Origin of the sequence: Citrobacter sp. Marseille-Q6884, from assembly GCF_945906775.1 — a bacterium.
Taxonomy (GTDB): domain Bacteria; phylum Pseudomonadota; class Gammaproteobacteria; order Enterobacterales; family Enterobacteriaceae; genus Citrobacter.
The window spans coordinates 1,407,959-1,420,730 of the sequence record NZ_CAMDRE010000001.1; the positions used below are offsets into that span (position 1 = coordinate 1,407,959).

Genomic DNA, 12,772 nt, shown 5'->3' on the forward strand with positions numbered 1-12,772 from the left:
CATGAAAACCCGTACCCAACAAATCGAAGAATTACAGAAAGAATGGACACAACCTCGCTGGGAAGGCATTACCCGCCCTTACAGCGCGGAGGAAGTGGTGAAATTGCGTGGCTCGGTCAACCCGGAATGTACTCTGGCGCAGCTTGGCGCGGCGAAGATGTGGCGTCTGCTGCACGGTGAATCGAAGAAAGGCTATATCAACAGCCTCGGTGCGCTGACCGGTGGTCAGGCGCTGCAGCAGGCGAAAGCCGGTATTGAAGCGGTCTATCTTTCAGGCTGGCAGGTGGCGGCGGATGCCAACCTGGCATCCAGCATGTACCCGGACCAATCGCTGTATCCGGCGAACTCTGTCCCTGCGGTGGTGGATCGGATCAACAACACCTTCCGTCGTGCGGATCAGATCCAATGGTCAACCGGTATTGAGCCGAACGATCCACGCTATGTGGATTACTTCCTGCCGATCGTCGCTGATGCTGAAGCCGGTTTTGGCGGTGTACTGAACGCGTTTGAACTGATGAAATCGATGATTGAGGCTGGTGCAGCGGCCGTTCACTTCGAAGATCAGCTGGCTTCGGTGAAAAAATGTGGTCACATGGGCGGCAAAGTACTGGTGCCGACTCAGGAAGCCATTCAGAAACTGGTAGCAGCCCGTCTGGCAGCAGACGTCATGGGTGTTCCGACGCTGGTGATTGCCCGTACCGATGCTGACGCGGCAGATTTGATCACCTCTGATTGCGATCCGTATGACAGCGAATTCATCACCGGTGAGCGCACCAGTGAAGGTTTCTACCGTACACATGCGGGTATCGAGCAGGCGATCAGCCGTGGTCTGGCCTACGCGCCGTATGCTGATCTGGTGTGGTGCGAAACCTCCACCCCGGACCTCGAACTGGCGAAGCGCTTTGCTGATGCAATTCACGCTAAATTCCCAGGGAAACTGCTGGCCTACAACTGTTCGCCATCGTTTAACTGGCAGAAAAATCTGGACGACAAAACCATCGCCAGCTTCCAGCAGCAACTGTCGGACATGGGCTACAAATACCAGTTCATTACCCTGGCAGGCATTCACAGCATGTGGTTCAACATGTTCGACCTCGCACATTCCTATGCGCAGGGCGAAGGCATGCGCCACTACGTCGAGAAAGTTCAGCAGCCAGAATTTGCGGCGGCCAAAGACGGTTATACCTTCGTGTCTCACCAGCAAGAAGTGGGCACCGGTTACTTCGATAAAGTGACCACCATCATTCAGGGTGGCACGTCATCCGTTACCGCACTGACGGGGTCAACGGAAGAATCCCAGTTCTGATTGTCCTGAGATGCCGGATAGCGCATTTGCCTGTCCGGCCTACTGAGCACTGTAGGTCGGATAAGGTGCTTGCACTGCCATCCGACAATTGTTGAGGGTAAACAATGTCGCGTGGCATGGAATTACTGATTGCTCAAACTATTCTGCAAGGCTTTGACGCGCAGTACGGTCGATTTCTGGAAGTGACGTCCGGCGCGCAGCAACGTTTTGAACAGGCCGACTGGCATGCGGTGCAGCAGGCGATGAAAAGTCGTATCCATCTCTATGATCATCATGTGGGTCTGGTGGTGGAACAGTTGCGCTGTATCACCGATGGCAAGAGCACCGATGCGGCGTTTCTGCTTCGGGTTAAAGAGCATTACACCCGGTTATTGCCGGATTACCCACGCTTCGAAATTGCGGAGAGCTTTTTTAACTCCGTCTACTGCCGGTTATTCGATCACCGCTCACTGACACCCGAACGTTTGTTTATTTTCAGCTCCCAACCGGAGCGCCGGTTTCGCACAATTCCTCGCCCGCTGGCGAAAGATTTTTTCCCGGATGCCGGCTGGGAACCGCTGCTGATGCGCGTACTCAGCGATCTGCCGCTGCGCCTGCCGTGGCAGAATAAAATTCGTGACATCCACTACATCATCGAACACCTGACGGAAACCTTCGGTGCAGCGGTGCTGCAGCGCTGTCATTTACAGGTAGCGAACGAACTGTTCTATCGCAACAAGGCCGCCTGGCTGGTTGGCAAGCTCATCACTCCGACGGGGACGCTGCCATTTTTACTGCCGATACACCGCACTGACGAAGGTGAATTGTTTGTTGATACGTGTCTGACGACCACGGCAGAAGCCAGTATCGTGTTTGGTTTTGCCCGCTCTTACTTCATGGTTTACGCACCATTGCCTGCGGCGCTGGTGGAGTGGCTGCGTGAGATCCTGCCCGGTAAAACTACCGCTGAGTTGTATATGGCGATTGGCTGCCAGAAACATGCGAAAACGGAAAGTTATCGCGAATATTTGCTCTATCTTGCCGGGAGTCACGAACAGTTTATCGAAGCGCCCGGAATACGCGGCATGGTCATGCTGGTATTTACGCTGCCGGGTTTCGATCGGGTATTCAAAATTATCAAAGATAAATTTGCTCCACAGAAAGAGATGTCGGCTGCTCACGTCCGTGCCTGTTATCAACTGGTGAAAGAGCACGATCGTGTTGGGCGCATGGCAGATACTCAGGAGTTCGAGAACTTCGTGCTGGATAAGCGGCAAATCGACCCGGCACTGATGGCGCTGTTGCAACAGGAAGTCCCTGAAAAGATAACCGATCTGGGCGAGCAGATTGTGATTCGCCATCTGTATATCGAACGTCGGATGGTCCCGTTAAATATCTGGCTGGAGCAGGTGGAGGGCCAACAACTGCGGGATGCGATTGAAGAGTATGGCAACGCCATTCGCCAGCTTGCCGCTGCGAATATTTTCCCCGGCGACATGCTGTTTAAAAACTTCGGTGTCACCCGTCACGGGCGCGTGGTGTTCTACGACTACGATGAGATTTGTTATATGACGGAAGTGAATTTCCGCCATATCCCGCCGCCGCGTTACCCGGAAGACGAGATGGCCAGCGAGCCGTGGTACAGCGTGTCGCCGGGGGACGTCTTCCCGGAAGAGTTTCGTCACTGGCTATGTGCTGACCCGCGTATTGGACCGCTGTTTGAAGAAATGCATGCGGATCTGTTCAGTGCCGATTACTGGCGGAGCCTGCAAACGCGCATCCGTGAAGGGCACGTGGAAGATGTTTATGCCTACCGCCGCAAGCAGCGCTTTAGCGTAAGGTTTGCATGAGTTTCTGTCGGCCGGGTAAGGCGTAACCGCCCCCCGGCAAAAAATACCTTAACGAATCCCGCCGTACGCCAGCGTCACCTCTTTCGCGGCTTTGATGGCCAGCGCACCAAACTCAGTAACACGGTCGTCAGTAATACGCGAAATCGGGCCGGAGATCGAGATGGCGGCAAAGGGCTCGCGGTGCTCATCGTAAATGCAGGATGCTATGCAGCGCAGACCAAGCGCGTGTTCTTCATCATCAAAGGAATAGCCGCGTTTACGCGTCTGGGCGAGATCTTCTTTCAGGTGTAGCGGAGAAACCAGCGTGGCGTGGGTATAGGCGTGCAGCCCTTTGCGGTGCAGCAGGCTGGTCACTTTCTCCTCGCTGAGCTGGGCTAAGAATGCTTTCCCTGCGCCGGAGGCGTGCATCGGCAGCTTGCCGCCTATAGGAGCAGACATGCGCATCAACTGCGTACACTGCACCTGGTCGATAATGATCGCCTGATGGTCGCTCTGATCCAGCACGGCCAGATTCACCGTTTCACCGGAGTCCTCCATCAGTTTACGCAGAATCGGGTGGACAATCGCCAGCAGATTACGGCTTTGCAAAAAACTGCTGCCGACGATGAATGCGTGAGCCCCCACAGCCCAGTGTCCCAGTTCGCCAACCTGGCGGACAAAACCCTGCTGCTGCATGGTGGTCAATAAGCGGTGCGTGGTGGAATTGGGTAAGCCAGCCTGTTGCGCCAGCTCGGTCAGCGCGACGCTGCCGTTGGATTCCGCAATCCATTCCAATAGTTTCAGGCCCCGGGTCAGAGACTGAACCTGCCCGGTTGCAGGCGTGGTCGTAGCGGCGGGTTTTCTACCGCGTTTTGCGGGAACAGTGGCAACCATGGCAGACTCCTTTTCTGTATCGTGGAAATCATTTTCGTTTTATTCGATTATAATGCAAGAATTCCTGTACTGATCGGATGAGTGAAGCTGAACATGTCTCATGTTGGCCGTTGTTCTCTTTTCCGCCTCTCAGGTTTGTGCCAGTATGACCTGTTGAGTTTTTTTCGGTCTGGTTGAGCGTTGTCGGGAGCGAGTGTGAGCAGCAAAGTTGAACAATTACGTCAGCAGTTAAAGGAACGTATTCTGGTGCTGGACGGCGGTATGGGGACCATGATCCAGGGATACCGTCTGAGTGAAGCAGATTTCCGCGGCGAACGCTTTGCCGACTGGCCATGCGATCTCAAAGGCAACAACGACTTGTTGGTGCTGAGCAAGCCGGAGGTGATTACCGCAATTCATAACGCCTACTTTGAAGCGGGCGCGGATATCATCGAAACCAACACCTTCAACTCCACGACCATCGCCATGGCGGATTACCAAATGGAATCCCTGTCGGCGGAAATTAACCTTGAAGCGGCAAAACTTGCGCGTGCCTGTGCCGATGAGTGGACGGCGCGTACGCCGCACAAACCGCGCTATGTTGCGGGTGTCCTCGGCCCAACCAACCGTACAGCATCTATTTCACCGGACGTAAATGATCCGGCTTACCGTAACATTACCTTTGATCAGCTGGTGGCCGCTTACCGTGAGTCCACCAAAGCGCTGGTGGAAGGTGGCAGTGACCTGATCCTGATTGAAACCGTTTTTGACACGCTGAATGCGAAAGCGGCTATCTTCGCGGTGAAAACGGAGTTTGAAGCGCTGGGGATTGAACTGCCGATTATGATTTCCGGCACCATCACCGATGCCTCAGGGCGTACGCTCTCCGGCCAGACCACCGAAGCATTCTATAACTCACTGCGCCACGCCGAAGCGCTGACCTTTGGTCTCAACTGCGCCCTTGGGCCGGATGAGCTGCGTCAGTACGTTCAGGAGCTCTCGCGTATTGCGGAATGCTACGTTACCGCACACCCCAACGCCGGCCTGCCGAACGCCTTTGGTGAGTACGACCTTGATGCGGAAACCATGGCGAAGCAGATTCGCGAATGGGCTGAAGCCGGCTTTCTGAACGTGGTTGGCGGCTGCTGCGGGACCACGCCAGAGCATATCGCGGCGATGAGTCGCGCGGTGGATGGCATCGCGCCGCGCCAGCTACCGGAAATTCCGGTTGCCTGCCGTCTTTCTGGCCTGGAGCCGCTGAATATTGGTGACGACAGCCTGTTCGTTAACGTCGGCGAACGTACCAACGTCACGGGTTCGGCCAAATTCAAGCGCCTGATTAAAGAAGAAAAATACAGCGAAGCGCTGGACGTTGCCCGCCAGCAGGTGGAAAGCGGCGCGCAGATTATCGACATCAACATGGATGAGGGGATGCTCGACGCCGAAGCGGCGATGGTGCGCTTCCTCAACCTGATCGCTGGTGAACCGGACATCGCCCGCGTACCGATTATGATCGACTCTTCCAAATGGGAAGTCATCGAAAAAGGGCTGAAGTGCATTCAGGGTAAAGGCATCGTTAACTCCATCTCGATGAAAGAGGGCGTGGAGATCTTCACCCATCATGCCAAATTGCTGCGTCGCTACGGTGCGGCGGTAGTGGTAATGGCCTTTGACGAGCAGGGGCAGGCCGATACCCGCGCGCGTAAAATCGAAATTTGCCGTCGCGCATACAAAATTCTCACCGAAGAGGTGGGCTTCCCGCCGGAAGATATTATCTTCGACCCAAACATTTTTGCGGTCGCGACCGGTATCGAAGAGCACAACAACTATGCGCAGGACTTTATCGGTGCCTGTGAAGACATTAAACGCGAGCTGCCGCATGCGCTGATCTCCGGCGGTGTTTCTAACGTTTCGTTCTCATTCCGTGGCAACGATCCGGTGCGCGAAGCCATTCACGCGGTGTTCCTCTACTACGCTATCCGTAACGGCATGGATATGGGGATCGTCAACGCCGGACAACTGGCGATTTACGACGATCTGCCTGCCGAGCTGCGCGATGCGGTTGAGGACGTGATCCTTAATCGTCGCGACGATGGCACCGAACGTCTGCTGGATTTGGCGGAAAAATACCGTGGCAGCAAAACCGACGACACCGCTAACGCGCAACAGGCGGAGTGGCGTAGTTGGGACGTGAAAAAACGCCTCGAATATTCGCTGGTGAAAGGGATTACCGAGTTTATCGAGCTGGATACCGAAGAAGCACGCCAGCAGGCAGCGCGTCCGATTGAAGTGATCGAAGGGCCGCTGATGGACGGCATGAACGTCGTTGGCGATCTGTTTGGCGAAGGTAAAATGTTCCTGCCGCAGGTGGTGAAATCGGCGCGCGTGATGAAGCAGGCGGTGGCCTACCTTGAACCCTACATTGAAGCCAGCAAAGAAAAAGGCTCCAGCAACGGCAAGATGGTCATCGCGACGGTGAAGGGTGATGTGCACGATATCGGTAAAAATATTGTCGGTGTGGTGCTGCAATGTAATAACTACGAAATCATCGACCTTGGCGTGATGGTGCCTGCAGAGAAAATCCTCCGCACGGCGCGTGAAGTCAATGCTGATCTGATTGGTCTTTCCGGGCTGATTACCCCGTCACTGGACGAAATGGTCAACGTGGCGAAAGAGATGGAACGTCAGGGCTTCACCATTCCGCTGCTGATTGGCGGTGCGACCACCTCGAAAGCGCACACGGCGGTGAAAATTGAGCAGAACTACAGCGGTCCGACGGTCTACGTACAGAACGCCTCGCGTACCGTTGGCGTCGTCGCTGCTTTGCTTTCTGATACGCAACGCGATGATTTTGTCGCGCGTACGCGTAAAGAGTATGAAACGGTACGCATACAACACGGGCGCAAGAAACCACGTACTCCACCGGTAACGCTGGAGGCCGCGCGTGATAACGATCTGGCCTTTGACTGGGAAAGCTACACGCCGCCGGTGGCTCATCGTCTGGGTGTGCAGGAAGTTGAGGCCAGCATTGAAACGCTGCGTAACTATATCGACTGGACGCCGTTCTTTATGACCTGGTCGCTGGCCGGTAAATACCCTCGCATCCTTGAAGATGAAGTGGTGGGGGAAGAGGCGAAACGTCTGTTTAAAGATGCGAACGACATGCTGGATAAACTCAGCGCTGAGAAAACCCTCAACCCGCGTGGCGTTGTTGGGTTATTCCCGGCCAACCGCGTCGGCGATGATATCGAGATTTACCGCGATGAAACGCGCACTCACGTCCTGAATGTGAGCCATCATCTGCGCCAGCAAACTGAGAAGGTGGGTTTTGCCAACTACTGCCTGTCTGACTTTGTGGCGCCGAAGCAGAGCGGTAAGGCCGATTATATTGGCGCCTTCGCGGTTACCGGCGGTCTGGAAGAGGATGCGCTGGCCGATGCTTTTGAAGCGCAGCACGATGACTACAACAAGATCATGGTGAAAGCGATTGCCGACCGCCTGGCAGAGGCCTTTGCGGAGTATCTGCACGAGCGCGTGCGCAAAGTTTACTGGGGTTACGCCGCGAACGAGAATCTCAGCAATGATGAGCTGATCCGTGAGAACTACCAGGGGATTCGCCCGGCACCGGGCTATCCGGCGTGCCCGGAGCATACCGAGAAGGCCACGATCTGGGCGTTGTTAGATGTGGAAACCCACACCGGTATGAAGCTCACGGAATCCTTCGCCATGTGGCCAGGTGCGTCGGTCTCCGGCTGGTACTTCAGCCACCCGGACAGTAAGTACTACGCCGTGGCGCAAATTCAGCGTGACCAGGTCGAAGATTACGCTTTCCGTAAAGGGATGAGCGTGGAAGAAGTTGAACGTTGGTTAGCGCCAAACCTGGGCTATGACGCCGACTGATTCACAAAACTGTCATCTTTCTTTACAACAAACAGGGCGCTCAATGAGTGCCCTGTCTCTTTATTACATTTAAACCCTTATACTGAAAGAACGCTCATGGCACAGATTGCCGGATGACGGCAGCCAACAGGGAATTTTTGTCGGCCTGATCAGCATCTGCCACCAGGCATTATGCTGACGCCATGAGCTTCAGGAACATATAAGTATAAGGAGAACCTGATTCCGTGCTAACTCTGTTACACCTGCTTTCTGCCGTGGCGATGCTGGTTTGGGGCACGCATATTGTGCGTACTGGCGTGATGCGTGTCTTTGGTGCCCGTTTGCGTACTGTACTCAGCCGTAGCGTTGAAAAGAAACCGCTCGCCTTTTGCGCGGGGATTGGCGTGACCGCGCTGGTGCAAAGCAGCAACGCGACCACCATGCTAGTCACCTCGTTTGTTGCGCAGGATCTGGTGGCACTCACGCCTGCGTTGGTGATTGTACTCGGTGCTGACGTGGGGACCGCGCTGATGGCGCGTATCCTGACCTTCGATCTCTCCTGGCTGTCGCCGCTGCTGATTTTTATCGGCGTGATTTTCTTTCTGGGACGCAAGCAGTCCCGGGTCGGACAGTTGGGGCGGGTAGGCATCGGGCTGGGGTTGATTTTACTGGCGCTGGAGCTGATTGTGCAGGCGGTGACGCCGATCACCCAGGCTAACGGCGTACAGGTCATTTTCGCCTCGCTCACGGGCGATATCATGCTTGATGCGCTGATTGGCGCCATGTTTGCGATTATCAGTTACTCCAGCCTGGCGGCGGTTCTGCTGACGGCCACGTTGACAGCCGCTGGCATTATCTCGTTCCCGGTCGCGTTGTGTCTGGTGATTGGCGCTAACCTGGGTTCCGGCCTGTTGGCGATGCTCAACAACAGCGCGGCGAATGCTGCGGCTCGCCGCGTGGCGCTCGGCAGTTTACTGTTTAAGCTGGTGGGTAGCCTGATTATCCTGCCGTTCGTGCATCCGCTGGCGAATCTGATGGATGAATTGCCGCTGCCGAAATCCGAACTGGTCATCTATTTTCACGTCTTTTATAACCTGGTGCGCTGCGTGGCGATGGTGCCGTTTGCCGAGCCGATGGCGCGTTTCTGTAAGCGTATTATCCGCGATGAGCCTGAATTAGATGCCCATCTGAAACCCAAACATCTGGATGTCAGCGCGCTGGACACGCCGACGCTTGCGCTGGCTAATGCGGCCCGTGAAGCACTGCGTATTGGCGATGCCATGGAGCAGATGATGGAAGGGCTGAAGAAGGTAATGCATGGCGAACCGCGCGAGGAAAAAGAGCTGCGCAAGATGGCCGACGACATCAACGTATTGTATACGGCGATCAAGCTCTATCTGGCGCGGATGCCAAAAGATGAGCTGGCGGAAGAGGAGTCGCGCCGCTGGGCGGAAATTATCGAAATGTCGCTCAACCTGGAGCAGGCATCGGATATTGTCGAACGCATGGGAAGCGAAATTGCGGATAAATCGTTGGCCGCGCGTCGGGCATTTTCTCTGGAAGGTCTGAAGGAACTGGATGCGCTTTACGATCAGTTGTTGAGCAACCTGCAACTGGCGATGTCGGTATTCTTCTCCGGTGATGTGACCAGCGCCCGCCGCCTGCGCCGCAGCAAACACCGTTTTCGCATTCTTAATCGTCGTTATTCACACGCGCACGTGGATCGATTGCATCAGCAGAACGTGCAGAGTATCGAGACCAGTTCTCTACACCTTGCGTTACTGGGGGATATGCAGCGTCTGAACTCGCTGTTTTGCTCTGTTGCCTACAGTGTGCTGGAACAGCCAGACGAAGACGACGAACGGGATGAGTTCTAACTAGCGTAATGCGTTCATATCAGGCCTACGTTATCCTGTAGGCCTGATACGCATAGTGCCATCAGGCGCTTAACGTGATGCTAATTAAAAGCAGTGACCTTCTTTAAGCGCAACCGCCTCTTCACCCGCCTTGAACACATAGGTGGTGTTCGGACCGCCAAGAACAGCCTGGCCATTACTTACTTTGATCCAGTTCCCTTCCGGCAGACCAATTACTGTCAGTTCCGGTGCGACAACCAGCAGCTCGCGAATACGCTGCTCGCGCGTTTCGCCTTTATGCCCTTCCGGCAGTGCATTGGTAAAGTGTGGGTTAATCTGCAGTGGGAACAGACCCAGCGCATCAAGACCTTTTGGATCGACAATCGGCATGTCGTTGGTGGTACGAATGGTCTGGCAGGCAAGGTTGGAACCCGCGCTCCAGCCGATGTACAGTGCGCCGCGTTTGACGACGTCAACAATCGGCGCCAGCAATCCGCGTTCACGGCTCTCTTTCAGCAACTGGAAGGTGTTACCGCCACCGACAATGACCACTTCAGCGTTTTCAATGGCTGCAACCGGATCGGCAACAGTATGAATGCCAGTCACATTAACGCCCATTGGCGCAAAGATGGCTGCAGTTTTCGCTGTGTATTCATCCCAGGTTTGCGTCACGCCAGCAAACGGGATAAATACCGCAGAACGGCGACCATTCAACTGCTCAGCAATCAGCGGCAGTGCGTGTTCCATCCAGCCTTTGCCTGGCAGCGTCGAGTTACTCAATAAAAGCAGTTCCATCATTTCTCCATGAAATCAGAAAATTACAAAACGCGGTAATGCTACCACTGTCAGTGTATCACCTTACTGATGTGGCTCACGATGTTGGAGATGAGGTTCTGGAAAGCGCCTCGCAGACTTCTTCTTCGGGGCGTGACAGACCTGTGCAACCACCTTAGTGTGCATGATGATTTATTGGTCGGAGAATAGGAAATGCTCGCTTATTACGCTAACCTTAGGCATGTCATGCGCATTGCTATGGGGGTTATCATGCGCACTGTGTCAAAGGTGAAAAAATCAGTCAATGTCTCGCTGGATCCTGAAATATTGGAAGAGGCACGCAAGCTTAAAATCAATTTGTCAGCGGTTTTAACCGAAGCCTTAATCGAAAAATTTCGCGAGAACAAACGTGAAGAATGGCTACGTGATAATAAAAAATCGATAGAAGCATTAAATCAGTGGGTGGAAGAAAACGGTTCGTTCAGTGATTTTCAAAGGACATTCTGATGGAGCAGTATTGCGCTTATGAGAACACTGGAAGTGGAAAAAGCGTTTATCCGTTTTTAATTAGCTTACAGCATCCGGTGGCCGCTGTTTTGCAGCATGTACTGGTTGCACCCGTTATAGCGCTAAGTCAGTTCGACGGCGAAGTACCGCCAGCTAAAATTTGTCCCATTGTTAGTATTGGTGGGCAAGCTTATGTGGTGATGACGCACATGATGACAGGCATACCTGTGAAGAATCTGGGTAACTGTGTGGGAGACCTGACCGCAAACAGGGCTGAATTTCGAGATGCGATTGATTTCCTGCTTAACGGTTATTAGAGCACCATGACGGGCCTGATTATGTTGAGAGGCGTGACGGATCGCAAATAGTGTCGGGACTGGCGTTCACGATTATTTTTATCGCCCGCAAGGTAGGGTATATTTCGCTTTTAATACACAAAATCATTCAAGTTGTATCAAGGCGGCAAGGGAGCGAATCCCTGGGAGCATAGATTGCTATGTGACCTGGGTGAGTGAGGGTAGCCAACGCAGAGACAGCTTGAAGGATGAAGTGTATACAGGAGAAATTATGCTGTCCGACTCATCCATCCGATTAAACAAATACATCAGTGAAAGCGGAATCTGCTCGCGTCGCGAGGCGGATCGTTTTATCGAACAAGGGAATGTCTTCCTGAATGGCAAACGCGCCACCATTGGCGATCAGGTGATGCCTGGCGACGTCGTAAAAGTGAATGGTCGGTTGATTGAGCCGCGCGAAGCGGAAGATCTGGTTTTTATCGCGCTGAATAAGCCGGTAGGGATCGTGAGCACCACCGAAGACAGCGAGCGCGACAACATTGTTGATTTTGTTAACCACAGTAAACGCGTGTTCCCGATTGGTCGTCTGGATAAAGACTCCCAGGGGCTGATTTTTCTGACCAACCACGGCGATCTGGTGAATAAAATCCTGCGCGCCGGTAACGATCACGAAAAAGAGTATCTGGTGACGGTGGATAAACCCGTCACGGACGAGTTTATTCGTGGTATGGGGGCTGGTGTGCCCATTCTGGGGACCGTCACCAAGAAATGTAAGGTCAAGAAAGAAGCGCCGTTTGTTTTTCGCATCACGCTGATTCAGGGGCTGAACCGTCAGATCCGCCGTATGTGTGAACACTTTGGCTATGAAGTGACGAAGCTTGAGCGTACGCGCATCATGAACGTTGGTTTGTCCGGCTTGCCGCTGGGTGAATGGCGTGATCTGACGGACGATGAACTGATCGAACTGTTCAAGTTGATTGAGAACTCTACATCGGAAGCCAAATCGGAAGCCAAACCGAAGGCGAAAGCGAAGCCAAAAACGGCAGGCATTAAGCGTCCGGTGGTGAAAATCGAAAAATCCGCTGAAAAAGAGAAAGCGCGCCCGGCTGCGAACGGTAAACGCTTTACCTCGCCGGGGCGTAAGAAGAAAGGACGTTAACGTCTGCCGCGCGTCGGCGTATTTGCTGACCAGGAAAACGATGCTTCCGCATCCGGTTTATAAGCCTGCTTTTTCTTCAACTGGCGGGCTTTTTTTGCCTCTGCTTCGCGCAGCGCCATCAGCTTATCGATGTATTCCTTTTTAATACTGTTGGTCTCTGCGTTAGTCAGCAGACGACCGTGTGCAATGCGGGCACGGTCAAGCAGCGTTTTCAGTTCGCGCTGTTCACGCTCGGTCATCTCTTTTTGGGTAATGCGGGGGAGTGCCATAGGGTTGCCCTCAGTCAGCCAGAGATTTCAGTGTACGGGAATCAC

General features: G+C 54.0%; 10 protein-coding genes. 7 read left to right on the top strand and 3 right to left on the bottom strand.

Annotated features, from left to right (window positions below; all coding sequences use genetic code 11):
• The first annotated feature begins 1 nt into the window (after position 1).
• Together aceA and aceK are read left to right on the top strand one after the other, a co-directional pair.
• Positions 2 to 1,306, top strand: coding sequence for an isocitrate lyase (gene aceA, locus N7268_RS06710; RefSeq protein ID WP_016155323.1), 1,305 nt, complete (start codon positions 2 to 4; stop codon positions 1,304 to 1,306).
• 104 nt (positions 1,307 to 1,410) lie between these two features.
• On the top strand, positions 1,411 to 3,135 hold the full coding sequence (aceK, locus tag N7268_RS06715; protein WP_260862200.1) for a bifunctional isocitrate dehydrogenase kinase/phosphatase: 1,725 nt from the start codon (positions 1,411 to 1,413) through the stop codon (positions 3,133 to 3,135).
• 48 nt (positions 3,136 to 3,183) lie between these two features.
• Here the strand turns inward: aceK and iclR are convergent, their stop codons facing one another.
• A complete protein-coding gene (gene iclR / locus N7268_RS06720; RefSeq protein WP_198907151.1) occupies positions 3,184 to 4,008 on the bottom strand; it encodes a glyoxylate bypass operon transcriptional repressor IclR in 825 nt (274 codons plus the stop codon).
• A 195-nt stretch (positions 4,009 to 4,203) separates the two neighbouring features.
• Here iclR and metH point away from each other — a divergent pair, with 195 nt between their 5' ends.
• Together metH and N7268_RS06730 are read left to right on the top strand one after the other, a co-directional pair.
• Positions 4,204 to 7,887 carry a methionine synthase gene (metH, locus tag N7268_RS06725; RefSeq protein WP_260862201.1) on the top strand — a complete coding sequence of 1,228 codons (3,684 nt, stop codon included), beginning with the start codon at positions 4,204 to 4,206 and terminating at the stop codon, positions 7,885 to 7,887.
• A 224-nt stretch (positions 7,888 to 8,111) separates the two neighbouring features.
• Positions 8,112 to 9,743, top strand: coding sequence for a Na/Pi cotransporter family protein (locus N7268_RS06730; RefSeq protein WP_260862202.1), 1,632 nt, complete (start codon positions 8,112 to 8,114; stop codon positions 9,741 to 9,743).
• A gap of 84 nt (positions 9,744 to 9,827) precedes the next feature.
• Here N7268_RS06730 and pepE read toward each other — a convergent pair whose 3' ends face one another.
• Positions 9,828 to 10,517, bottom strand: coding sequence for a dipeptidase PepE (pepE, locus tag N7268_RS06735; RefSeq protein WP_260862203.1), 690 nt, complete (start codon positions 10,515 to 10,517; stop codon positions 9,828 to 9,830).
• Positions 10,518 to 10,709: 192 nt separating this feature from the next.
• On the opposite strand from pepE, the gene N7268_RS06740 reads away from it, so the two are divergent.
• The 3 genes from N7268_RS06740 to rluF all read left to right on the top strand — a co-directional run bounded on the left by N7268_RS06740 (position 10,710) and on the right by rluF (position 12,458).
• Positions 10,710 to 11,003: a type II toxin-antitoxin system CcdA family antitoxin gene (locus N7268_RS06740; protein ID WP_198907154.1), complete on the top strand. Its 294-nt coding sequence runs from the start codon at positions 10,710 to 10,712 to the stop codon at positions 11,001 to 11,003.
• Positions 11,003 to 11,320: a CcdB family protein gene (locus N7268_RS06745; protein ID WP_260862204.1), complete on the top strand. Its 318-nt coding sequence runs from the start codon at positions 11,003 to 11,005 to the stop codon at positions 11,318 to 11,320. Before N7268_RS06740 ends, N7268_RS06745 begins: the two co-directional genes overlap by 1 nt.
• Before the next feature lie 250 nt (positions 11,321 to 11,570).
• Positions 11,571 to 12,458, top strand: a complete 888-nt coding sequence (gene rluF / locus N7268_RS06750) for a 23S rRNA pseudouridine(2604) synthase RluF (RefSeq protein ID WP_260862205.1) — start codon at positions 11,571 to 11,573, stop codon at positions 12,456 to 12,458.
• On the opposite strand, the gene N7268_RS06755 is transcribed toward rluF, so the two are convergent.
• Positions 12,455 to 12,727 carry a DUF3811 domain-containing protein gene (locus N7268_RS06755; protein ID WP_003826541.1) on the bottom strand — a complete coding sequence of 91 codons (273 nt, stop codon included), beginning with the start codon at positions 12,725 to 12,727 and terminating at the stop codon, positions 12,455 to 12,457. The genes rluF and N7268_RS06755 overlap by 4 nt on opposite strands.
• Positions 12,728 to 12,772 lie beyond the last annotated feature (45 nt).